This window comes from Paracoccus denitrificans (assembly GCF_900100045.1).
In the GTDB taxonomy this organism is placed as follows: Bacteria; Pseudomonadota; Alphaproteobacteria; order Rhodobacterales; family Rhodobacteraceae; genus Paracoccus; species Paracoccus denitrificans.
In genome coordinates this window covers 41421-63066 of record NZ_FNEA01000015.1, presented here as the reverse complement: position 1 = coordinate 63066, position 21646 = coordinate 41421, and the positions used below count along the sequence as shown (strand labels likewise).

The window sequence follows — 21646 nt, the reverse complement described above, 5'->3', positions numbered from 1 at the left end:
GATTATGCTGCGCCGGGACGGGATTTGGAGTTTTTCGCGCCCGGTTTGCCGGAAGGATGAGGGGTAAGGACGCCCATCCGGCGTGGGTGGAAAGACATGGGCCGGGGCTCGGGCAACCGGGGGCCAGCCCCCTTCGGTCGAGGGAACAAGCGCCGCGCAAGGACGCGGGAACAACGGGGAACGCACAGGATGCCAGCAAGACCGCTGTCGCAATTCAAATACATGAGCTTCGATGTCGTCGGCACGCTGATCGACTTCGAATCCGGGCTGACCGGCGCGCTGGCCGCGATCGCTGCCGAAAAGGGCGTCGATTTCGACCCCGAGCGCGCGCTGGACCTGTATCGGGCCGCCCGCTACATGCCGGGCGTCGGGCATTTCCCCGACGATCTGGTGCGCGTCTACAAGGTGATCGCGCCCGATCTGGGCCTGCCTGCGGACGACGCCCATGCCGCGCGGCTGCGCGACGCGGTGCCGGGCTGGAAACCCTTTGCCGATTCCGTCGCCGCCATGGCGAAGCTGAAGGGCAGATACCGGCTGATCGCCATGACCAACGCCCAGCGTTGGGCGTTCGAGCATTTCAGCGCCGCGCTGGGGCACCCCTTCCATGCCTCCTTCACGGTGGATGATACCGGCGTCGAAAAGCCCGATCCCGCCTTCTTCCGCCAGGTCTTCGCCTTCGTCGAAAGCGAGGGGGCCGGCAAGGACGACATCCTGCATGTCGCGCAAAGCCAGTATCACGACATCGGCGTGTCGCGCGACCTGGGCATGACCAATTGTTGGATCCAGCGCCGGCATGCCCAGAAAGGCTATGGCGGCACCATCGAGCCTGCCGAATTCACCACCCCTGACCATCACTTCACCTCGATGGCCGAACTGGCCGAGGCCGCGACCGCGTGACTTGTGCGGATCCGGGCGACCGGGTCCGTCGCAACCATTCCAGCAAGGGAAAAGAAAATGAACGACAGGGAAATCACCAACTGGACCCGCGCCGACGACGCGATGGTCGAGAACGCGATCCGCCGCGGCGCCAACCGCCGCGAATTGCTGCGCATGTTCATGGCGGGCGGCATCTCGCTGGCCGTGGGCGGCACCGTCCTGGGACGCGCGACGGCCGCGCTGGCGCAGACGCCGGTTTCGGGCGGGCATCTGAAGGCGGCGGGCTGGTCGGCATCGACCGCCGACACGCTGGACCCGGCCAAGGCCTCGCTTTCGACGGATTACACGCGCTGCTGCGCCTATTACAACCGGCTGACCTTCATGAAGGAGGACGGCTCGATCGAGATGGAACTGGCCGACAGCATCGAAAGCGGGGATGCGGCCGTATGGACCGTCAAGCTGAAATCCGGCGTGACCTTCCACGACGGCAAGACGCTGGAGGCCGAGGACGTGGTGTTCTCGCTTCAGCGCCATCTCGACCCGGCGGTGGGCTCCAAGGTCAACTCGATCGCCAAGCAGTTCAAGGAGATCAAGGCGCTGGACCCGCAGACGGTGCAGATCACGCTTGAATCGCCGAATGCCGACCTGCCGACCATCCTGGCGATGCATCACTTCATGATCATCGCGAACGGCACCACCGATTTCTCGACCGCGAACGGCACCGGCGCCTTCGTCTCGGAAGTGTTCGAGCCGGGCGTCCGCTCGATCGGCAAGCGCAACGAGAACTATTTCAAGCCGCAAAAGGCGCATCTGGACAGCTTCGAATATTTCGCCATTCCCGACGACAGCGCGCGGGTGAACGCGCTGCTGTCCGGCGACATCCAGTTCGCGGCCTCGATCAAGCCGCAATCGGTGCGGCTGGTGGAAAGCCAGCCCGATTTCGTGCTGTCCATCACCACGGGCGGCAACTACACCAACCTGAACGCGCGGATGGATCTGGCGCCGGGCGACAAGGCCGGCTTCGTGGAAGGCATGAAATACCTGATGAACCGCGAGCTGATCCAGAAATCGGCGCTGCGCGGCCTGGCCGAGATCGCCAACGACCAGCCCGTCCCGCCGATGAGCCCGTTCCACAACGCCGAGCTGAAACCGCGCGAATTCGACCCCGAGCGCGCGAAATCGCTGTTCGAAAAGGCGGGCCTGCTGGGCCAGCCGATCCCGGTGGTGGCGTCCGAGGCGGCGGCCTCGTCGCTGGACATGGCGATGATCTTCCAGCAGGCGGGCGCCGAGATCGGCATGCGCTTCGACATCCAGCGGGTGCCGTCGGACGGCTACTGGTCGAACTACTGGCTGAAGGCGCCGGTGCATTTCGGCAATATCAACCCGCGCCCGACGCCGGACATCCTGTTCTCGCTGCTTTACGCCTCGGACGCGCCCTGGAACGAAAGCCAGTACAAATCCGAGAAATTCGACCGTATGCTGGTCGAGGCGCGGGGTGAGCTGGACACCGCCAGGCGCAAGGAGATCTACGACGAGATGCAGGTCATGGTCTCGAACGAGGCGGGGACCGGCATTCCGGTCTATATCTCGAACGTCGATGCCCATGCGGGCAAGGTCAAGGGCCTGCTGCCCAACCCGCTGGGCGGGCAGATGGGCTATGCCATGGCCGAGTATCTGTGGCTGGAAGCCTGATTTCCAACGGCCCGCGATACCCTCGCGGGCCTTCACCCGATTGCGGAGACCTGACATGAATCCACAGGTCGTCTCACTGGTGCTGGGCCGCCTCGGCGTCGCCGTCATCACGCTTGTCATCGTGAGCTTCATCGTTTTCGCCGCGACCGAGATGTTGCCCGGCGACATCGCGCAGATCCTGCTGGGGCAGGCGGCGACCCCCGAGGCCGTCGCCGGCCTGCGCGAGGCCATGCATCTGAACGATCCCGCCATCCTGCGCTTCCTGCGCTGGCTGGGCGGGCTGCTGCAAGGCGATCTGGGCAAGTCCTATGCCAACAACATGCCCGTGGCCGACCTGATCGGCGGCCGGCTGGCCAATACGCTGAAGCTGGCGGCGGTGACCTCGATGTTCGCGGTTCCGGTGGCGTTGTTCCTGGGCATCACCACGGCGATGTATCGCGGCAGCCTCTACGACCGGGCGGTGAACACGCTGGTCGTCGGCGTCATCTCGGTGCCCGAGTTCATGATCGCCACCCTGGCGGTGCTGGTCTTCGCGGTCTGGCTGCACTGGCTGCCCGCCCTGTCCTTCACCGGCGACACCACCACGCTGATGGGCCTGCTGAAGGCCTATGCCATGCCGGTCATCACGCTGAGCTTCGTGATCTCGGCCCAGATGATCCGCATGACCCGCGCCGCCGTGGTCGAGACGCTGAAGATGCCCTATGCCGAGATGACGCTGCTGAAGGGCGCCTCGAAGCCGCGCATCGTGCTGCGCCATGCGCTGCCCAACGCCATCGGTCCCATCGTGAACGCGGTCGCGCTGTCGCTGTCCTATCTGCTGGGGGGCGTCATCATCGTCGAGACCGTGTTCAACTATCCCGGCATCGCCAAGCTGATGGTCGATGCGGTCTCCACTCGCGACCTGCCGCTGATCCAGACCTGCGCGATGATCTTCTGCCTTGGCTACCTGATCCTCATCACCATCGCCGATGTCATCGCCATCGTCTCGAACCCGAGGTTGCGCAAGTAATGGCCAGTTCATCCCTTTCCCGCGGCCTGCTGGGCTATCGCGTCAATGCCGTCGGACTGGTCGCCTCGGCCGTGATCCTGTTCTGGCTCTTCATCGCGCTTTTCGGCGGGCAGTTCACACCCTATCCGCCGGGCGAGATCGTCGATTTCGACTATTTCGGCCCGATGTCCGGGCAATACTGGCTTGGAACCGACTATCTGGGACGAGACATGCTGTCGCGCATCCTGATGGGCGCGCGCTATACCGTCGGGATTTCGGTGGCGGCGGTGCTGATCTCGTGCTTTCTGGGCGTGGTGCTGGGCATGATGGCGGCGGTGATCGGCGGCTGGCTGGACACCTGCCTCAGCCGGTTCCTCGATGCGCTGAACTCGATCCCGTCCAAGCTGTTCGGGCTGGTCGTCGTCGCCGGGATCGGCTCGTCCATCCCGGTGCTGATCGGGGTGCTGGCGGTGATCTATACCCCCGGCGCCTATCGTTTCGCCCGGGCGCTGGCGGTGAACATCAGCACGATGGATTTCGTCACCGTCGCGCGGGCCCGGGGCGAGCGCACGCCCTACCTGATCACGCAAGAGGTGCTGCCGAACATCCTTGGCCCGGTGCTGACCGACATGGGGCTGCGCTTCGTCTTCATCGTGCTGCTGCTCTCGGGCCTGTCCTTCCTGGGGCTGGGCGTGCAGCCGCCGAATGCCGACTGGGGCTCGCTGGTGCGCGAGAATATCGGCGGCCTGTCCTTTGGCGCGCCGGCGGTCATCATGCCCTCGATCGCCATCGCGACGTTGACGATCGCCGTCAACCTGCTGATCGACAACCTTCCCGTGCGAATCCGCGACCGGAGCGAATGATGGCCAGTTTTGTTGAAATCCGCGATCTGAAACTGGGTGCCGTGACCGATTCCGGGCGCGACATCGACATCATCAAGGGCGTCAGCTTCGACATCGCCGAGGGCGAGATCGTCGCGCTGATCGGCGAATCCGGCTCGGGCAAGACCACCATTGCCATGACGCTGATGGGGCATTGCCGGCCCGGCTGCTATGTCCAGTCCGGCGCGGTGGTGGTGGACGGCAAGGACATGGTGCAACTGTCCGAGCGCCAGCGCGCTGCGATGCGCGGCACCGAGGTGGCCTATGTCCCGCAAAGCGCCGCCGCCGCCTTCAACCCCTGCAAGCGGCTGCTGGACCAGGTGGTCGAGGTGGCGCGCATCCACAAGCTGATGCCGATGGACCAGGCCCGCGCCAAGGCGGTCGAACTGTTCCGTGCCCTGGCGCTGCCCGATCCCGAAACCATCGGCCAGCGGTATCCGCATCAGGTCTCGGGCGGGCAGTTGCAGCGGCTTTCGGCGGCGATGGCGCTGATCGGCGGTCCCAAGCTGGTGATCTTCGACGAGCCGACGACCGCGCTGGACGTGACCACCCAGATCGAGGTTCTGCGCGCCTTCAAATCCGTGATGACGGCGGGGGGCATGGCCGGGGTCTATGTCAGCCACGACCTGGCGGTGGTGGCCCAGATCGCCGACCGCATCGTCGTGCTGCGCGGCGGCGAGGTGCAGGAGGTGGGCACGACCCAGCAGATCCTGCACGATGCCCAGCACCCCTATACCCGCGAATTGCTGGCGGCCTTCCATCCCGTGCCGCATGCCGCGGTGGCACCGGCGCCCCAGGCGGCGCCCGTGCCGGCGCTGGAGGTCGTCGGCGTCACCGCCGGTTATGGTCCGGTGGATGCCAGCGGCGTGCCCCACAAGCTGGCCTTGCGCGATGTCGGCTGCGCGCTGGAAAAAGGCCGCAACCTGGGCGTGATCGGCGAATCCGGCAGCGGGAAATCCACGCTGGCGCGGGCGATCGCCGGGCTGTTGCCGCCGTCCTCGGGTTCGATCCTGCTGGGCGGAAAGGTGCTGGCCGGCGATGCGCGGCAGCGCAGCAAGGACGAATTGCGCCGCTTGCAGATCGTGTTCCAGCTTGCCGATACCGCGCTCAACCCCGCGCGGCCGGTCGGCGACATCCTGGGCCGGCCGCTGAGCTTCTATCACGGCATGAAGGGCGCTGCCCGCGAGGCGCGGATCGTCGAGCTGCTGGACATGGTGCGCCTGCCCGCCGCCATGCGCCACCGCCTGCCGGGCGAGCTGTCGGGCGGCCAGAAGCAGCGCGTCAACCTGGCCCGCGCGCTTGCCGCCAACCCCGAGGTGATCCTGTGCGACGAGATCACCTCGGCGCTGGACACGGTCGTGGCCGCCGCGGTGATCGAATTGCTGAAGGAATTGCAGCGCGAGCTGGACCTGTCCTATGTCTTCATCAGCCACGACCTGTCCACGGTCCAGGCGATCTGCGACGAGGTGATGGTCATGTTCGCCGGCGAGAAGGTCGAGCACCTGCCCGCCGACCGCATCCATGGCGGTGCGCAGCATGCCTATTCCCGGCTGCTGTTCGCCTCGGTTCCCAAGCTGGATACCGGCTGGCTGGACGGGCTGTCGCGCGACCCCGAATTCAGCGCCGCCCTTGCGCGGCGCTGAGCCATGCCCGGCCGGTCCCTAGACGTCGAACAGCGTCCTGAGCGGCAGGTGGGACTTGGCGAAGGGCGTCTTGATGACGACGAAGCTGAAATACTTGTCGATGCCGACCTCGGCGTCGATCAGCCGCTCCATGATCGACTGGTAGTCCGAGATCCCGGCGGTGACGAATTTCACCAGGTAGTCGTAGCCGCCCGAGATCAGGTGGCATTCGATGGCTTCCTCGATCTTCTCGATGGCCTGCTGAAAGCGGGAAAAGTCGATCTGGCGGTGGTTCTTCAGCGTGATCTCGGTGAATACGGTCAGGGTCGGGCCCAGCTTGGCGATGTCGATCTGGGCGGAATAGCCGGTGATATAGCCGGATTTCTGCAGCTTCTTGACGCGCATCAGGCAGGGGCTGGGGGACAGGTGAACCAGTTCGGCCAACTCGACGTTGGTGATGCGGCCGTTTTTCTGCAATTCGTGCAGGATGCGGATATCTATGCGGTCGAGCTTCACCGGACACCTGTCTGCGCCATGTCCCGCGACCGGGACTCCGAGTCGTTGCGCAGACTAGCAGAAACTGCCGCCATCTCAATCGAAAGCACGAGGGCGGCCTGCGGCGTGTCGCGAATATATCTTGTGGCATAAGGCGCTGCCGGATGGTTTTCGTGCAAAAGGAAATGCTGCAATTCCGGCAACTGCGGCAGAATTCATCCCGCCCCGCCGGTAATCTGTGCTGAAAGGAGACTGGCATGCCCGCGCCATTGCTGCATATCCGAACCCCTGACAGCCTGCCCCCGGAAGCCGACGCGGTCGTCATCGGCGGCGGGATCGTCGGCACCTGCACCGCCTATTATCTGGCCCGTCGCGGCGTCCGGGTGGCGCTGGTCGAAAAGGGCTGGATCGGGGCCGAGCAGTCCAGCCGCAACTGGGGCTGGTGCCGCCAGCAGAACCGCGATGCGCGCGAATTGCCGATGGCGACGAAAAGCCTGGACCTGTGGGACGCGCTGGCCGCCGATATCGGCGAAAGCGTGGGGTTCCGCCGCTGCGGGCTGCTGTATCTTTCCGACGACGAGGCCGAGATCGCGGGCTGGGCGCGCTGGCGCGATTTCGCGCGCGGGCAAGGGGTCGTGACCCATATGCTGACGCCCGCCGAGGCCGCCGGGCGCGGCCGCGCCACGGGCAAGGCGTGGAAGGGCGGCGTGTTCTCGCCCAGCGACGGCATCGCCGACCCGGAACGCGCGGCCCCCGTCATCGCGCGCGGGGTCGAGAAATTCGGCGGCTCGGTCCATCAGTCCTGCGCCGCGCGCGGGCTGGAGCTCGAGGCAGGCCGGGTCGCGGGCGTCGTCACCGAAAAGGGCGTGATCCGCACCCGGATCGTGATCCTGGCCGGCGGGGCCTGGGCCTCGTCCTTCTGCCGGCAATACGGGGTGGCGTTCCCGCAAGCGGCGGTGCGGTCCTCGATCCTTGCCGTGGGGCCGGGGGTCGAGGGGCCGGACGCGCTGCATACCGCCCGCGTCTCGGTCACCCGGCGGGGCGATGGCGGCTATACGCTGGCGGTCTCGGGCTATGCGCGCGTCGATCCGACGCGGCAGCAATTGCGCTTTGCCAGGCATTTCCTGCCGATGTTCGCCCGGCGCTGGCGCGTGCTGCGTCCGGGCGGGGCAGAGGGCTGGCGCTCGGGCCACGAGACGCTGGCCCGCTGGCGGCTGGACCGCCCGACCCCGATGGAGCGGATGCGTATCCTGGACCCCAGGCCCGACGCCGCGATGATCCGCGAGACGCTGGCCCGTGCCCGCGTGCTGCTGCCGGGGCTTGCGGATATTCCGGTGACGGCGCAATGGGCGGGCTATATCGATTCGACCCCCGACGGTGTTCCGGCCATCGGCGAAACCGAGGTGCCGGGCCTGATTCTGGCCGCGGGCTTCAGCGGCCACGGTTTCGGCATCGGTCCCGGTGCGGGCCATATGATCGCCGATATGGTGACCGGCGCCACGCCCATCCTTGATCCCGCGCCCTACCACCCCTCGCGCTTCCGGCAGGGAAGCTGGGGCAAGGTTTCGGATTTCTGAACGGAAAGCAGACCCATGACTCCTCCCGTCCGTGCCGTGCCATCGGATGCGCAACTGCCCGCCCGCGTCGATGTGGCGATCGTCGGGGGCGGCATCGCCGGCGCCTCGACCGCCTGGGAACTGGCACGGGCCGGCCTGCGGGTCGCGCTGCTGGAAAAGGGCCGGATCGGGGCCGAGCAGTCCTGCCGCAACTGGGGCTGGTGCCGCCAGCAGAACCGCGACGAGCGCGAATTGCCGCTGGCGATGCTGGCGCTGCGGATGTGGGAAACCCTGTCGCATGATCTGGGCGGCGATACCGGCTTTCGCCGCGCCGGGCTGGTCTATGCCAGCAATGACGAGGCCGAACTGGCGCAATGGGAGGAATGGGGCCGGATGGCGCGCGGCTATGGCGTCGATACCCGGATGATCTCGGGCGCCGAGGTTGCCGGGATGGTCCCCGGCGCTGCGCCGCGCTGGCGGGGCGGGGTGCATTCGCCGACCGACGGCCGTGCCGAGCCGGCGCTGGCCGCTCCGCTGATGGCCGAGGCCGCGCGGAGCCATGGCGCGACCGTTCACCAGTCCTGCGCGGTGCGCGAGATCGAGTTCTCGGCCGGCCGGGTCAGCGGCGTGCTGACCGAGCGCGGGCGGATCGGCTGCGATGCAGTGCTGGTCGCAGGGGGCGCATGGGCCGGGATGCTGCTGCGTCACCATGGAGTGCCTTTCCTGCAAACCTCGATCCAGTCCACCTCGTTTGCGACCGGCCCGATGCCCGAGATCACGGCAGGCGGCTTTTCGGCGCAGGACATCACCGTCCGGCGCCGGCTGGACGGCGGCTATACGGTCGGCACCTCGGGCTTCGGTCGGCTGCATGTCTCGCCGCGCGGGATCATGCAGATGCGGCCGTTCTGGAAGACCTTCGTGAAGCGCCGCGCCAAGCTCAGCTATGCCATCGGCAGCAGCTTCTTCACCGGGCCGGATTCGCTGCAACGCTGGAACGCCGCCGGTCCCTCGCCCTTCGAGCGGGTCAGGATCCTCGACCCGAGGCCCGAGCCGCGGCTGCTGAAACGCGGGCTGGCCGACCTGGCCAGGACCTTTCCTGCGCTTGCGGGCGCGCAGGTGGCGCATTCATGGGGCGGCATGGTCGATTGCACGCCCGACGCCATCGCGGTGATCGGGCCGGTTGCGTCGCGGCCTGGGCTGTTCGTCTCGGCCGGCCATAGCGGGCATGGGTTCGGCATCGGCCCCGCCGCGGGGCGGCTCGCCGCCGAGCTGATCCGCGGCGTGACGCCTTCGGTCGATCCCGCGCCGTTCCGGCATGGGCGGATGATCGACGGCAGCGACCTTGGCGAAATGGGGATGATGTGACCGCCGGGGCCGGCATGCGTCTGCCGGCGGCCCGCCCGCATCGGGTGCGGCTATCCCAGCGCCTGGCTGAACAGGCCGAAGATGCGCGGGGTTTGCTGCTGGAACCGCTCGGCGCCCCTGGACATCGAGGTCGCCGTCTCGTGCAGCTTCATTCCGCAGGCGGTCAGGTGGTCGCGCAGCGGCCCTTCGGCCTGGCGCGTATCCATCCGCACGAAGCCTCCGGCATGGGCGCGGATATGGGGCGAGATCAGCGCGATGGCCTCGGCCTCGGTATCGGCGACGACCGGGCCGATGACATGGCCGCGTCCGAAGCGGCGGCAAAAGGCGAAGCCGGCGATGTGGCCCTGACGCAGCAGGACGGTTCCCTGGCCGACGGACAGCAGATGGTCGAGGACGGCTTGCCGCTGGGCGGTGAAGGCGCGGGCATCCAGCGCACGGATCGCGGCCTCGTCCTCGGGGTGCAGCGGGCGCACCTCGGCCTCCGGCGGCGCGGTTCCGGGCGGCGCATCGGTCACGAAGCCGTTGTGCTGAAAGATCGTCGGACCCGGTTGCAGGCCCAGCGAACAGTAAAGCTTGTAGGCCGCATGCGTGGCGCTGAGCATGAGGTCGCGCCCCGTGGTCTGGCCCAGGATCTGTTCCATCAGCCAGCGGCCGGTGCCGTATTCCTGCAACCGTGGCGCCGTGATGACCATGCCGATCGAGGCGAGTTCGTCCCCCATCGGGAACCACATGGCCGAGGCGACGGCGCGGCCGATCTCGTCCACGACGAAAAGCCCCTTGCCCAGGCCAAGCACCGCCTCCCAATCCTCGGGGCGGTGCATCCAGCCGACGCCGACCGAAAGCTCGTGCAGCCGGGGAATATCGGCCCTGGTCATGGGTTGTGCGACCAGCGCAAAGGTCTCGACCGTCTTGGTGGGATTGGCCTGCATGCGATCACCTGCTCTTGCTTGCGGCTTATCTTACCGTGCGCCCTGGAAAATTTTCTACTTCATTGCCTTGTCCGGTTGGCAGGAACTGCCTTCCGGACGGGCAGCGGCGATGCGGGGACGGATCCCGCCCTTGGGAAAGGAGCCTTCGGATGGGACTGACGCGGTGGCCTCTTGGCCTCAGATGGCTGGTCGTCGTCTCTGCCGGGCTGTTGCTTGGGGGCGTTCTGGGTGGGCTGCACCTGCCCGCCGCGGCCATGGTCGGGCCGATGATCGCGGGCGTGGGCATGGCGCTCATGGGTGGCAACCTGCGCGTCGCCGCCGGCGTCGGCCAGATGGGGCAGGGCGTCGCCGGCTGCCTGATCGCGCTGAACCTTGACGCCCCCGCGTTGAGCCAGACCATCGCCATCTGGCCGGTGGCGCTGGTTTTCGTGGCCCTGACCTTTGCCGTGGCCTGCCTGACCGGGCTTGTCGCCTCGGACTGGACGGGTCTGGACCGCGAGGCCACGCTGTGGGGGTTTCTGCCCGGCATGATGAGCACCGTCATCGCCGTCGCGCATGAGCGTGGGCTGGACAGCCGGATGATCGCGCTGATCCAGATCCTGCGGCTGATGCTGGTCATCGCGGCCATGGTCATGGTGGCGATGATCGTCAGCGGCCCGGCCATGCCCCATACCGGCAGCGGCGCCGGCGCCACCCTGCAGTCGACCGCGACGGCGGTGCTGCTTTGCGTGGTCGGCACGGCGGTGGCGCGCTGGCTGCCGGTCATTCCCGCCGCGGCTTCGCTGGTGCCGCTGAGCCTTGCAACCGCGCTGACGCTGAGCGGGTTCGACCTGTCCATGCCAGGCTGGCTGGTGTCGCTGGCGTTCCTTGCCATCGGATTGCAGGTCGGGCTGCGCTTCACGCCCGAGCTCTTGCGGCGGGGCGTTTCGGCCCTGCCCGGGCTGGCCGCCGCTTGCCTGCTGCTGATCCTGCTTTGCGGCGTGACCGGGGTGGCCTTGTCCTGGATCGCCGGCGTCAGCCTGATGAGTGGCATGCTGGCCACCGTGCCGGGCAGCATCGACTCGATCGCCATCCTTGCCATCGGGACGGGCGCCGACGTTGCCTTCGTCATGACGTTGCAGACCGTCCGGCTGTTCGCCGTGGTGATCTTCGGCCCGCTGATCGCCACCGGGCTGGCGCGGATGCTGCGACGCCATGGGGAAAGGCGCGGCAGGATGTGAGCCGCGATCCCGACCGGGCCTTGAAATGCCGCCCTTCTCCTATACGCTTGGCGTATGACTTCGTTTTCCAGACTGATCCCGTCGGGCCGCAAGCTGCTGGTCTTCGAGGCCGCGGCGCGCACCGGCAGCTTTACCGCTGCGGCGCGCGAGTTCAACCTGACCCAGCCCTCGGTCAGTCGCAGCATCGCGCAGCTTGAGGACAGCCTTGGCATGGCCCTGTTCGAGCGGGGCCCCGCCGGGCTTGCACTGACGCCCGAGGGGCGCGAGTTGCATGCCGTCGTCCATGGCAGCCTCGAGCGGATCGGCGCCGTCATCCGCTCGCTGCAAGAGCGCAGGAAAACCGCGCGCCCCGTCGTCACCCTGTCGCTGTCCAGTTCCTTCGCGATGCATTGGCTGGTGCCGCGGCTGGCGGCATTCCAGGCCAGCTTTCCCGGCGTGGACCTGCGTTTCGACCTGGCCGCCGGCGTCTTGCGCGGCATTCCCGACAATGTCGACCTGGCGACGCGGATCCTGCCCGACCAGGGTTTGGACTGCCCGGCATGGGATTTCGCCCCCGAGATCATCCTGCCGGTCTGCAGCCCCGCCTATCTGCGCCGCCACGGCCGGCTGGATCCTGACGGGGACGGCCGGGGCCATGTCTTCCTGCATCTGACCGACCACGACATGGCGGCATGGGGCCGGGTCTGGGGCGGGGTTTCCGACCGCGCGGCGGGCGGGGGAAGCTGGCTGGAGTTTTCCGATTACGCGGTCATCCTGCAAGCCGCGATGAACGGCGAAGGCATCGCGCTTGGCTGGGTCAGCGTGATCGCCGATGCGCTGGTCCGGGGGGTTCTTGTCTCTGCCTCGGATTGCGTGATCCGCACCGGCAAGCAGCACCAGCTGGTCCGCCCCAAGGGGCGCCCGGCCTCGCGCGTCGTCGATGAGATCAGGGCCTGGATGACCGCCGAGATGGGCCGAAGCCTGGCCGCGCTTGCGCAGATCCTGCCCGATTTTCCCAAGGCTCCGCCCGGCTGATCGGGGCGGAGTTGGGCAGCCCCATACGCAGGACGAATACCCCCCTGCGTTTATTCGACCTTCCGGCGCTGGCGGGGATCGCCGATGCTGATGGCGGGCCGTCATGCCGGGATGTCCCGGCAAGCCCCATCAGCCGACAGGAGGAACCCCCGTGTCCGGGACAGAAGTCCGCCGCCAGCCAAGCGCGTCCGATCCGCTCTTGCAGCCGTTCCGTCTGAAGCATCTCGTGCTGCGGAACCGCGTCATCAGCACCAGCCATGCCTCGATGCTGGACGCGGGTGGCCTGCCGCTGGAACGCTACCAGCGCTATCATGAGGAAAAGGCGCGCGGCGGGCTGGCCATGACGATGATCGGCGGATCGGCCATGACCTCGTCCGATTCAAGCTGGGGCGGCGGGCAGCTGGACCTGACAAGCGACCGGATCATCCCCCATCTCCAGCAGCTTTCCGAACGCATTCACGGCCGCGGCGCGGCGGTCATGGGCCAGCTGTCGCATCTGGGGCGGCGCGCGACGGCGTTCGGCGGCAACTGGCTGCCCGTGCTGGCGCCCTCGCGGGTGCGCGAATCCCGCGGACGCGCCTTTCCGAAGGAAATGGACGCCGCCGACATCGCCCGCATCATCGGCGACTATGCCCAGGCGGCCCGCCGCTATTTCGCGGGCGGCATGGACGGGATCGAGACGCTGACCGGCGGTCACCTGATCGGCCAGTTCCTGTCGCCGCGCACCAACAAGCGAACGGATGCCTTTGGCGGTTCGCTGGAAAACCGCGCGCGTTTCGGGCTGATGGTGCATGAGGCGATCCGCAAGGCGGTGGGCGACAAGGCCATCGTCGGCATCCGCTTCGTCATCGACGAGGGGGTGGAGGACGGGCTGGGCTTCGACGACGCCGTGGCGCTGGCGCAGCTTTTCGAGCGCGAGGGCCATGTCGATTTCTTCAACTGCATTTACGGCCGCATGGACAACGACCTCGTGCTGTCCGAACACAACATGCCCGGCCTGTTCCAGCGCAGCGCGCCTTTCCTGCCCCAAGTCGCCGCCTTTCGGCGCGAGGTCCGGCTGCCCGTCATGCATGCCGCCGGCATCCGCGACGTTGCCACCGCCCGCCATGCGCTCCGCGAGAATATCGTCGATCTGGTGGGCATGACGCGCGCCCATATCGCCGACCCGGATCTGGTGAACAAGATCGTGCGGGGCGAAGAGGCGCGCATCCGTCCCTGCGTCGGGGCCTCCTATTGCCTCTACAAGAAGGTCAATTGCATCCATAACCCGGCCAGCGGGCGCGAGACGATGCTGAGCCACAGGATCGACAAGGCGCCCGCCCGCAAGAAGGTGGTGGTGATCGGCGGCGGGCCGGGCGGGCTGGAGGCGGCCCGCATCTGCGCCGAACGCGGCCATCGGGTCACGCTGTTCGAGGCCGCGCCCAGGCTGGGCGGGCAGGTCCTGGTCGCGGCTGCGGCACCGGAACGCCGCGACCTGCTGGGGATCGTCCAATGGCGCGAGGCGGAGCTGGCGCGGCTGGGGGTCGAGCTGCGCATGAACACCTATGCGGACGCCGCGGCCGTGCTGGCCGAGGGGCCGGATGTGGTGATTGCGGCGACCGGCGGCGTCCCCGACATGGACTGGCTTCGGGGCGGTGGTCTTTGCGATACGGTCTGGGACATCCTGACGGGCGCCGCCGCCCCCCGCGAGGACGTCCTGATCTATGACGGCACCGGCCGGGCGGCGGCCCTGTCCTGCGCGCTCGACCTGGCGCGAAAGGGCAAGTCGGTGACCATTGCCACCCCGGACGAGGCGCTGGCGCTGGAAATGCCCTATCAGGACCGGACCGGCTTTCGCAAACGCGTCTCAGAGCTTGGGATCGGCGTCATGGTCGAGGCCAGGCTTGTCGGCGTCGAGCGCCGGGGCGACAGGCTGCTTGCGCAGTTCCGCCACGAGCTGACGGATCGCGCCTGCGAGATCGGCGCGGCGCAAGTGGTCATAGAGAGCGGCACGATCCCTGTGGACGACCTTTATCATGAGCTGCGTGACCGGGCGGCGAATCTGGGGGTGACCGATATTGCCGATATGATCGCTGCGGATGACAGGCCCGATATGACCGGCCCGGCCGGCAACGGCCCTGTCCTGCACCGCATCGGCGATTCGGTCGCAAGCAGAGACATCCATTCGGCCATCTACGACGCCTATCGGATTTGCGTGCGGATCTGAAAATACCAGCGCAGCCTGCCTTCACGCGGGCCGTCTTGCATGAGGACGGCCCGCCGCGCGTGGCTTTGCAGGCAGGGGTCTGGCGCTTGCCCAATCCCTGTCTGGATCGCGCGGAAAGGTGACTGCTTGGGTATGGCGATCCGACGGAAACATGGCATCCTGAGGGCAAGGCGGTTCGCGGCGCTGGCATGTCGGGGACCGCTCCTGGTGCGGGTAGCAGAGCAAGGAACGGAGTGACCACCCTGTCCCGCTGCGCCATTCATGGGTCAGGCAGAAAGCGAGGCACATCTTCATGGCGACCGGAAAGATCCGCATCGGTATCGGCGGCTGGACCTATGAGCCCTGGCGGGGCAGCTTCTATCCCGAAAAACTCGCCCAGAAGCGGGAGCTGGAATATGCCAGCCGCCAGCTCAGCTCGATCGAGGTGAACGGCACCTATTACGGCAGCCAGAAGCCCGAGAGCTTTCAGAAATGGCATGACGAGACGCCCGAAGGGTTCGTCTTCTCGCTGAAGGCTCCGCGTTATGCCACCAACCGCAAGGTGCTGGCCGATGCGGGCGAGACCATTGAGCGGTTCCTGAACAGCGGCGTGACCTTGCTTGGCGACAAGCTTGGTCCGATCAATTGGCAGTTCATGGCGACGAAGAAATTCGACCCGGTCGATTTCGAGGCTTTCCTGAAGCTCTTGCCGCCGTCGCATGAGGGCCGCGCGCTTCGCCATGTGGTCGAGGTCCGGCACGACAGCTTCCGCGTGCCCGAATTCATCGAGCTGATCCGCGCCCATCATGTGGCGGCGGTGCTGTCGGCGGACGGAGAGTTTCCCCAGATCGCCGATCCGACCGCCGATTTCGTCTATGCGCGCATCATGGGCACGGCCGAGGACGAAGCCCTGGGCTACAGCCCCGAGATGCTGGACCTCTGGGCGCAACGGGCCCGGACCTGGGCTGCGGGCGGTGCGCCCGAGGGGCTGGACCATGTCGGAAACGCCGCCGGGTCGGGGCCGCGCGATGTCTATCTTTACGTCATCAGCGGCCACAAGGTCAGGAATCCGCATGCGGCCATGGCGCTGATCGAACGGCTGGGCTGAGGGCGCTGCGACACCGCATCACGCGCTTGGGCGAACCGTCGCTACGCCTTCCGTCCCCTTGCCGGAAACTGTCGCCTATCGTTGCCGGCCCCGGCCAGCCCGGCTAACACCCTGAAAACGACAACCGGACGGGACGATCATGAAAGCTTTGCTGGCCGCCGGACTGTTGCTTTGCGCAACAGCCGCACCCGCCTTTTCCGATCAGGCGGGCTGCGATGCCGATCTGGATGCCCTGCGCGCCGCGCTTGGCGATGCGTTCGCCCCCGACGACGCGAACCCTTTCGCCGCTTTGGAGCCCGTCGACGAGGGCGGCCGCTGCGTGCTGCGCGATCTGGCGGTGCCGACACCTGACGGCGGCGCCGCGGGGTTGCTGGAGGCACAGGAAATCGCCTGGCGCTCGACATGGCCCGACGAGGCGCCGGGCGGGGTGCCGCAAAGCCTGGTCCTGGACATCAGCGGCGCGCGAATGGTGCCGCAATTCGACGGCATGGAGGAGGTCGCCTATCAGATGCGGCTGACCGCCGAACTGAGCAGCGCCGACCTGCATCTCGACTATGCCATCGATCCGGCGGCGAAACGGCTGGTCCTGACCAGCCTGGATGTGGCGCAGACCGGCGGCAACCGGCTGGCCCTGAGCGGCACGGTCGAGAATTTCGACCTGGCGGCCCTGATGGCGCAACCGCCGCAACTGGACAAGGTGATGCAGTTCCGGCTGACGGATCTGGACCTCAGGCTGCGCAATGCCGGCCTGTTCGAGGGCATGGCGATGCTGTGGCTGAGCGCGATCCAGCCGCAATTCGGCGACACGCCGGAGGTTGCGGTCGGCAATGCCAGGGCATGGCTTGCCGAACAGATCGGCGGCATGCCCGATTACCTGGTGACGCAGGACAGCCGCGCGGCCATGGCGGCGATGGTGGACACCTTGCCGCATCCCAAGGGGGTGATGCACCTGAAGCTGAGCACTGAGAACGGCATCGCCGGTCAGGACGTGATGCCGGCCTTCCTGCTGGGCCTACCGACATGGGCGATGCTGGAAAAGCCCCTGGCTGGGGTTCGGCTTTCGGCCGACTGGCGGCCGCCGAAAGAATGCGATTGCGGCGCCGACTGGTAGGGGGGCGCGACCGCCCTTCGGCATTCACATTCCGGGAGGGAACCGGCATGAAGCCCTATCTCCTGCGCCCCGGCACCGAGGTTCCAGGCGTCCGCGCATGAAAAAACCCCGCAGCCACCGCCACGGGGTCCGTTCATCGATCGGGATGGGCTCAGAGGCCGCGGGCGACGCGCTCGATATCGCCGCGGGTCAGGCCGATATCGGTCAGTTCGCGATCCGTCAGCGCGCTCAGCTCGCGGCGGGTGATGCGGGCATCGTTCCAGGCGGTGACCATCGCGGTCACGCGGGCAAAGACCTGACCCAGGCCACCGGCAGCAACACGGCTATGGCTCATTTCGACAGCGGACATCTCGGCACCTTTTTCATCTTGCCCATTCGGCGGGCATGTTTCGGACAAGGCGGATATAGTCCGGGCACCGGGTGGGAAGTAGTCGCGATCCCGGCAAACCAGCCATGCATTCCGCGCTGCAGCATGAAGCGGGATCCACCCATGCCAGGACCGGGCAGGTGCAGGATGATCGGGCGGTGCGTTCCGGCAAGCCCTTCGGGCATGGCGCCGGGAACGGCACCCTCCCGGCACGGGCCGGGAGTCGCGGCGGATGCCGTTCAGGGCGCTTGCCGTCGAGCGCCAGGCGATGCTTCTGGATGCGGTGATCGCCGCCCTTCTGGGGCTGCGCAGGTCAGGAGCGCAGGACGCGGCGCAGGCCCGCCAGCCGGTCGATGATCACCATGGCCAGCGCCGACAGCAGGATAAGCGATCCGGCCAGCGCCGCGGCCACCGCGTCATACTGGAACTTGATGTAGGAAAAGAGCTCGACCGGAAGCGGCGTCCAGCCCGGCGGCGCCAGGAAGACCGAGATCGGGAAATCGTTCCAGGACAGGATGAAACACAGCGCGAAGCTGGAGATCAGCCCGGTGCGGATGACCGGCAGCGTGATCGAGAACAGCGTGCGGGTCCGCCCGGCGCCCACGTTGCGCGCGGCCTCTTCGTAGCTGGGATCGAGATTGTGCAGGCTGGCCGTCAGGATGCGCAGCGCATAGGGCATGACGTGGATCGTATGCCCCACCAGCAGCGGCACCAGGCCCGAGCCGTAGCCCACCCGCACGAACCAGATATAGAGCGCCAGGCTGAAGATGGTGGTCGGGATCAGCAGCGGCGACATCAGGACAAGATTGACGGCGCCCTTGCCGCGGAAATCGTTCCGCACCAGCGCCATGGCGGCCGGCAGCGCCAGCGCATTCGCCAGGGTGGCGGCGACAAGGCCAAGCACCAGGCTGACGCCCATGCCGCGCAGGAAGGTCTTGGAACTCCAGGCTGCCTTGAACCAGTCCAGCGTGAAGCCGTTCGGCGGCAGGATGAACTCGCGCGGGTTGACCGCCACGACCAGCGTCACCGCGATCGGGAAGATCAGGAAGGCCATCATCAGCAGCGTGAAGAACCGCAGGGCAATCGTGCCAAGATCAGGCCGCGTCATCGCTTTGCCTCCAGCCGGTTGAGGATGATACGGCCGAAAAACGCGGCCATGCCCACAAGGATCAGCGCATTCACCGCCACCATGATCACCGACAGCGCCGAGGCAAAGGGCAGGTCGTTGTTCAGCAGCGCCTCGCGATAGATGATCAGGCCGATCATCTGCGTATTGCTGTCGCCGATCATAAGCGGCACCGCGAAGGCCGAGAAGTTCAGCGAAAAGACGATGACGAGACCGGCATAGAGCCCCGGCATGGTCATCGGGAAGACCACCTTCCAGAAGGCGGTCCAGCGGCTGGCGCCGACATTGCGCGCGGCCTCGACCAGATAGGGGCTGATGCGTTCCAGGCTGTCGAGCAGCGACAGCACCACATAGGGCGCGCCGATATAGACCAGCAGGATCACCACGCCCTTGATGTCCCACATGTAGCGCACCGGGCGGTCATAGACATGCAGCGCGATCATCAGCGAATTGAGCAGCCCGCCGCCGCGAAAGATCACGATCCAGCCATAGACCAGGGTTACCAGGCCGATCAGCAGCGGCGCCATGACCAGCGCCATCAGGATGTTGCGCTGCAATCCCGTCGTCTTCACGATGTAGAGCGCGACTGGATAGCCGCATATGACCGAGATCGCCGTCGCCACCAGCGCGATGCGGATCGAGAACCACAGCGTGTTTACCAGATACCAGGGATCGCCCAGGAAGCGGGCGTAGTTGTCGAGCGTCATCGCCTCGACGACATAGGCGCCGTCGGCCAGTTCGTTGAAGCTGGTGCGCAGCACCCAGAACATGGGCAGCGCGACGAAGATCAGCAGCGCGACCAGCGCGGGGGCAAGCGGGGGAAGCAGGCGTCGGATCATCGCTCAGCCCCGCGGGTCATGCGGGATCACCCGCAGGTGTTCGGGCAGCGTGCAGATCCAGACCCTGCTGCCGCCGGCGATGAATTCGTCGAAGTTATGCACTTCCGCGCGCAGGATCTCGCCGCTGTCGAGCCGGACGGTATAGCGCAGCACGGCGCCGAAATATTCCGAAAGCTCGACCCGGCCGGCCAGCACGTTCGGCCCCGAAAGCTCGGCCGGGGAAATCGTCACCCGCTCGGGGCGGATCAATGCGCGCACGGCGCCTCCTTGCGCGACCGGCACCCGCGCCTGGGCGTGCAGCACCTGGCCCGAGGGCAGCCGCACCCCGACCATGCCGCCGCCCATGTCGCTGGCGGTGCCTTCCAGGAAATTGGTGATGCCCACGAAATCCGCGACGAAGCGCGTGGCCGGATTTTCGTAAAGCTCGTAGGGCGCCGCGATCTGCTCGACGCGGCCGCCGTTCATGATCACGACCCGGTTCGACATCGAAAGCGCCTCTTCCTGGTCATGGGTCACATAAAGCGTGGTCATCTTCATGCGCGCCTGCAACTCCTTGAGTTCACGGCGCATGACCACCCGCAGCGCGCGGTCGAGGTTCGACAGCGGCTCGTCCATCAGCAGCACCTGCGGCTCAAGCGCCAGCGCGCGGGCCAGCGCCACCCGCTGTTGCTGCCCGCCCGAAAGCTGGCGCGGCAGCCGGTCCTCGTAACCCGAGAGGCCGGTGACGGACAGCGCCTCTTCGATCTTGTTGCGGATGACATCCCGCGGCTTGCGGCGCAGCTTCAGCCCGAAGGCCACGTTCTCGGCGACCGTCATATGCGGCCACAGCGCATAGTTCTGGAACACGAAGCCCAGGTCGCGCTTTTCGGGCGGCAGGTGGGTGACCTCGCGGCCATGCACGCGGATCGCACCGCCCGAGGTGTCGGTGAAACCGGCGATCATGCGCAGCGTGGTGGTCTTGCCGCAGCCGCTTGGGCCGAGGAGCGAGACGAACTCGCCCTCGGCGACGTTGAACGAGACATCGTCCACGGCCAGCATGGTGCCGTAGCTTTTCATGACTCGCCGGACTTGAATGGCATCATCGGACATGGGCTGCATTTCATCCTGGTTCTTGCGGCCGTCGCCGGCCCTGCGGGTCATGGCGACCTGGTCCGGTCGCCACGGGGATCGAACCGCTCAGCGCCCGATCTTCTGGTTCAGCTGCTGCTGCCAGTCGGCCTTGTTGGCGGTGATCTTTTCCTGATCCGGCAGGTAGAGGCGCTCGAAGGCGTCGCCCATCACCAGCAGGTCGCGATAGGGGGTGTCCTCGGGCACCTCGGCATTCTTCACCGTGGGCGCATAGAGGTTGCGCGTGGCAAAGGCCACCTGGACCTCGGGGCTGAGGACGTAGTCCACGAATTTCGCCGCCATGTCGGGATCGGTCGCGTCCTTGTGGATGTTGATGGTCGAGATCAGCGGGAAGGTGCCCTCCTCGGGCCGCACGAAGGCGATGTTCTCCGCCCCCTTCGACAGCAGGTCGCGCATCCGCCCGGTGGCCAGCATCCCGATCCAGGCATCGCCCGTCTCGAACAGCGACACCATCTGGCTTTCCACATCCAGCGCCCCGATCAGGTTGCCGCTCTTGAACAGCTCGGCCATGCGGTCCAGGCCCGGCTCGATATTGTCGATGCCGCCGCCGTTCTGTTCGGCCTCCATCACCGTCAGGCTCAGCGTCGGGATGTGGTCGATGCCATAGATCACCGCCGCGCTTCTGTAGTCGGGATTCCACAGCGCGTCCCAACTGGTGGGCGGCTCGGAAATCTGCTCGGTGTTATAGGCCAGCACGTAATCGCCGACATTGGCGAAGATCGTATGATCCGAATAGACGGCATTGTCGTAGAGATTGGCCATGTTCGGGATCTTCTGGGGATCGAGCGGCGCCCAGAGCCCCTCTTTCTCGCCGGCGATGGAGTTGAGCAGCGTGTTGGTCACGACGTCCACCTGCCCAAGCCGGGCCTTGATCAGGTGATCCGGGCTTGAGCCCACGACCCATTCGATGCGGCAGTTGTTGGCCTTTTCAAAGGCTTCGGCCACGGATTCATAGGTAGCCTGGTAGCTGCCGCCCCAGGTGGTGACGCGCAGCATGCAATCCTGGGCCGAGGCCGCGCCGGCCCAGGAGGCCGAAAGGGCGAGGCCGGCGAAAAGAAGCTTGGTGTTCATGGGGGGACTCCTGTTGGGGATGAAGGGGCGGCTGGAGCGTCGCCCCCGGGGGTTCTGCCGGCCCGCTTCTGCG

At 66.8% G+C, this 21646-nt stretch carries 19 protein-coding genes; 12 read left to right on the top strand and 7 right to left on the bottom strand.

Annotated elements, in window-relative coordinates:
* Positions 1–189: 189 nt before the first annotated feature.
* Genes BLT64_RS14550 through BLT64_RS14530 form a run of 5 tightly spaced genes read left to right on the top strand, consistent with a single transcriptional unit; the run spans position 190 to position 6080 of the window.
* Positions 190–897, top strand: a complete 708-nt coding sequence (locus tag BLT64_RS14550; RefSeq protein WP_041530734.1) for an HAD-IA family hydrolase — start codon at positions 190–192, stop codon at positions 895–897.
* 57 nt (positions 898–954) lie between these two features.
* Entirely contained in the window at positions 955–2568 is a 1614-nt protein-coding gene (locus BLT64_RS14545) for an ABC transporter substrate-binding protein (protein ID WP_011751179.1), read from the top strand.
* A gap of 55 nt (positions 2569–2623) precedes the next feature.
* The gene (locus BLT64_RS14540; protein ID WP_011751178.1) at positions 2624–3577 is read left to right on the top strand and encodes an ABC transporter permease; all 954 of its coding nucleotides are present in this window, start codon (positions 2624–2626) and stop codon (positions 3575–3577) included.
* Entirely contained in the window at positions 3577–4419 is an 843-nt protein-coding gene (locus BLT64_RS14535; RefSeq protein ID WP_011751177.1) for an ABC transporter permease, read from the top strand. The genes BLT64_RS14540 and BLT64_RS14535 overlap by 1 nt, the downstream gene beginning before the upstream one ends.
* Positions 4419–6080 (top strand): ABC transporter ATP-binding protein, encoded by a 1662-nt coding sequence (locus tag BLT64_RS14530; RefSeq protein WP_011751176.1) that lies wholly within the window; start codon positions 4419–4421, stop codon positions 6078–6080. The genes BLT64_RS14535 and BLT64_RS14530 overlap by 1 nt, the downstream gene beginning before the upstream one ends.
* An 18-nt stretch (positions 6081–6098) precedes the next feature.
* Here BLT64_RS14530 and BLT64_RS14525 read toward each other — a convergent pair whose 3' ends face one another.
* Entirely contained in the window at positions 6099–6575 is a 477-nt protein-coding gene (locus BLT64_RS14525) for an Lrp/AsnC family transcriptional regulator (RefSeq protein ID WP_011751175.1), read from the bottom strand.
* Between the two features lie 236 nt (positions 6576–6811).
* Here BLT64_RS14525 and BLT64_RS14520 point away from each other — a divergent pair, with 236 nt between their 5' ends.
* Both BLT64_RS14520 and BLT64_RS14515 read left to right on the top strand, forming a co-directional pair.
* Entirely contained in the window at positions 6812–8131 is a 1320-nt protein-coding gene (locus BLT64_RS14520) for an NAD(P)/FAD-dependent oxidoreductase (protein ID WP_011751174.1), read from the top strand.
* A 15-nt stretch (positions 8132–8146) separates the two neighbouring features.
* A complete protein-coding gene (locus BLT64_RS14515; protein ID WP_011751173.1) occupies positions 8147–9475 on the top strand; it encodes an NAD(P)/FAD-dependent oxidoreductase in 1329 nt (442 codons plus the stop codon).
* A 50-nt stretch (positions 9476–9525) separates the two neighbouring features.
* Here the strand turns inward: BLT64_RS14515 and BLT64_RS14510 are convergent, their stop codons facing one another.
* Positions 9526–10404, bottom strand: coding sequence for an N-acetyltransferase (locus tag BLT64_RS14510; RefSeq protein WP_011751172.1), 879 nt, complete (start codon positions 10402–10404; stop codon positions 9526–9528).
* Positions 10405–10553: 149 nt separating this feature from the next.
* Here BLT64_RS14510 and BLT64_RS14505 point away from each other — a divergent pair, with 149 nt between their 5' ends.
* From BLT64_RS14505 to BLT64_RS14480, 5 genes are all read left to right on the top strand, one after another.
* Positions 10554–11624, top strand: a complete 1071-nt coding sequence (locus BLT64_RS14505) for an AbrB family transcriptional regulator (protein WP_011751171.1) — start codon at positions 10554–10556, stop codon at positions 11622–11624.
* A 54-nt stretch (positions 11625–11678) separates the two neighbouring features.
* A complete protein-coding gene (locus BLT64_RS14500; RefSeq protein ID WP_011751170.1) occupies positions 11679–12638 on the top strand; it encodes a LysR family transcriptional regulator in 960 nt (319 codons plus the stop codon).
* A 151-nt stretch (positions 12639–12789) separates the two neighbouring features.
* Positions 12790–14844, top strand: a complete 2055-nt coding sequence (locus BLT64_RS14495) for an oxidoreductase (protein WP_011751169.1) — start codon at positions 12790–12792, stop codon at positions 14842–14844.
* Between the two features lie 292 nt (positions 14845–15136).
* Positions 15137–15931, top strand: a complete 795-nt coding sequence (locus BLT64_RS14485; protein ID WP_011751167.1) for a DUF72 domain-containing protein — start codon at positions 15137–15139, stop codon at positions 15929–15931.
* A 139-nt stretch (positions 15932–16070) separates the two neighbouring features.
* The gene (locus BLT64_RS14480; RefSeq protein WP_011751166.1) at positions 16071–17042 is read left to right on the top strand and encodes a hypothetical protein; all 972 of its coding nucleotides are present in this window, start codon (positions 16071–16073) and stop codon (positions 17040–17042) included.
* A gap of 151 nt (positions 17043–17193) precedes the next feature.
* Here BLT64_RS14480 and BLT64_RS14475 read toward each other — a convergent pair whose 3' ends face one another.
* From BLT64_RS14475 to BLT64_RS14455, 5 genes are all read right to left on the bottom strand, one after another.
* Positions 17194–17391 (bottom strand): DUF1127 domain-containing protein, encoded by a 198-nt coding sequence (locus tag BLT64_RS14475; RefSeq protein WP_011751165.1) that lies wholly within the window; start codon positions 17389–17391, stop codon positions 17194–17196.
* A gap of 331 nt (positions 17392–17722) precedes the next feature.
* The gene (locus BLT64_RS14470) at positions 17723–18517 is read right to left on the bottom strand and encodes an ABC transporter permease (RefSeq protein WP_011751164.1); all 795 of its coding nucleotides are present in this window, start codon (positions 18515–18517) and stop codon (positions 17723–17725) included.
* The gene (locus BLT64_RS14465) at positions 18514–19374 is read right to left on the bottom strand and encodes an ABC transporter permease (protein ID WP_011751163.1); all 861 of its coding nucleotides are present in this window, start codon (positions 19372–19374) and stop codon (positions 18514–18516) included. The genes BLT64_RS14470 and BLT64_RS14465 overlap by 4 nt, the downstream gene beginning before the upstream one ends.
* A gap of 3 nt (positions 19375–19377) precedes the next feature.
* Positions 19378–20514: an ABC transporter ATP-binding protein gene (locus BLT64_RS14460; protein WP_199766651.1), complete on the bottom strand. Its 1137-nt coding sequence runs from the start codon at positions 20512–20514 to the stop codon at positions 19378–19380.
* 36 nt (positions 20515–20550) lie between these two features.
* A complete protein-coding gene (locus BLT64_RS14455; protein ID WP_011751161.1) occupies positions 20551–21573 on the bottom strand; it encodes an ABC transporter substrate-binding protein in 1023 nt (340 codons plus the stop codon).
* Positions 21574–21646 lie beyond the last annotated feature (73 nt).

What these genes read in the sequence shown, in the direction of transcription:
- BLT64_RS14550 (WP_041530734.1), top strand. Translation starts at nt 190, where the DNA reads ATGCCAGCAAGACCGCTGTCGCAATTCAAATACATGAGCTTCGATGTC.
- BLT64_RS14545 (WP_011751179.1), top strand. Translation starts at nt 955, where the DNA reads ATGAACGACAGGGAAATCACCAACTGGACCCGCGCCGACGACGCGATG.
- BLT64_RS14540 (WP_011751178.1), top strand. Translation starts at nt 2,624, where the DNA reads ATGAATCCACAGGTCGTCTCACTGGTGCTGGGCCGCCTCGGCGTCGCC.
- BLT64_RS14535 (WP_011751177.1), top strand. Translation starts at nt 3,577, where the DNA reads ATGGCCAGTTCATCCCTTTCCCGCGGCCTGCTGGGCTATCGCGTCAAT.
- BLT64_RS14530 (WP_011751176.1), top strand. Translation starts at nt 4,419, where the DNA reads ATGGCCAGTTTTGTTGAAATCCGCGATCTGAAACTGGGTGCCGTGACC.
- BLT64_RS14520 (WP_011751174.1), top strand. Translation starts at nt 6,812, where the DNA reads ATGCCCGCGCCATTGCTGCATATCCGAACCCCTGACAGCCTGCCCCCG.
- BLT64_RS14515 (WP_011751173.1), top strand. Translation starts at nt 8,147, where the DNA reads ATGACTCCTCCCGTCCGTGCCGTGCCATCGGATGCGCAACTGCCCGCC.
- BLT64_RS14510 (WP_011751172.1), bottom strand. Translation starts at nt 10,404, where the DNA reads ATGCAGGCCAATCCCACCAAGACGGTCGAGACCTTTGCGCTGGTCGCA.
- BLT64_RS14505 (WP_011751171.1), top strand. Translation starts at nt 10,554, where the DNA reads ATGGGACTGACGCGGTGGCCTCTTGGCCTCAGATGGCTGGTCGTCGTC.
- BLT64_RS14500 (WP_011751170.1), top strand. Translation starts at nt 11,679, where the DNA reads ATGACTTCGTTTTCCAGACTGATCCCGTCGGGCCGCAAGCTGCTGGTC.
- BLT64_RS14485 (WP_011751167.1), top strand. Translation starts at nt 15,137, where the DNA reads ATGGCGACCGGAAAGATCCGCATCGGTATCGGCGGCTGGACCTATGAG.
- BLT64_RS14480 (WP_011751166.1), top strand. Translation starts at nt 16,071, where the DNA reads ATGAAAGCTTTGCTGGCCGCCGGACTGTTGCTTTGCGCAACAGCCGCA.
- BLT64_RS14475 (WP_011751165.1), bottom strand. Translation starts at nt 17,391, where the DNA reads ATGTCCGCTGTCGAAATGAGCCATAGCCGTGTTGCTGCCGGTGGCCTG.
- BLT64_RS14470 (WP_011751164.1), bottom strand. Translation starts at nt 18,517, where the DNA reads ATGACGCGGCCTGATCTTGGCACGATTGCCCTGCGGTTCTTCACGCTG.
- BLT64_RS14465 (WP_011751163.1), bottom strand. Translation starts at nt 19,374, where the DNA reads ATGATCCGACGCCTGCTTCCCCCGCTTGCCCCCGCGCTGGTCGCGCTG.
- BLT64_RS14460 (WP_199766651.1), bottom strand. Translation starts at nt 20,514, where the DNA reads ATGACCCGCAGGGCCGGCGACGGCCGCAAGAACCAGGATGAAATGCAG.
- BLT64_RS14455 (WP_011751161.1), bottom strand. Translation starts at nt 21,573, where the DNA reads ATGAACACCAAGCTTCTTTTCGCCGGCCTCGCCCTTTCGGCCTCCTGG.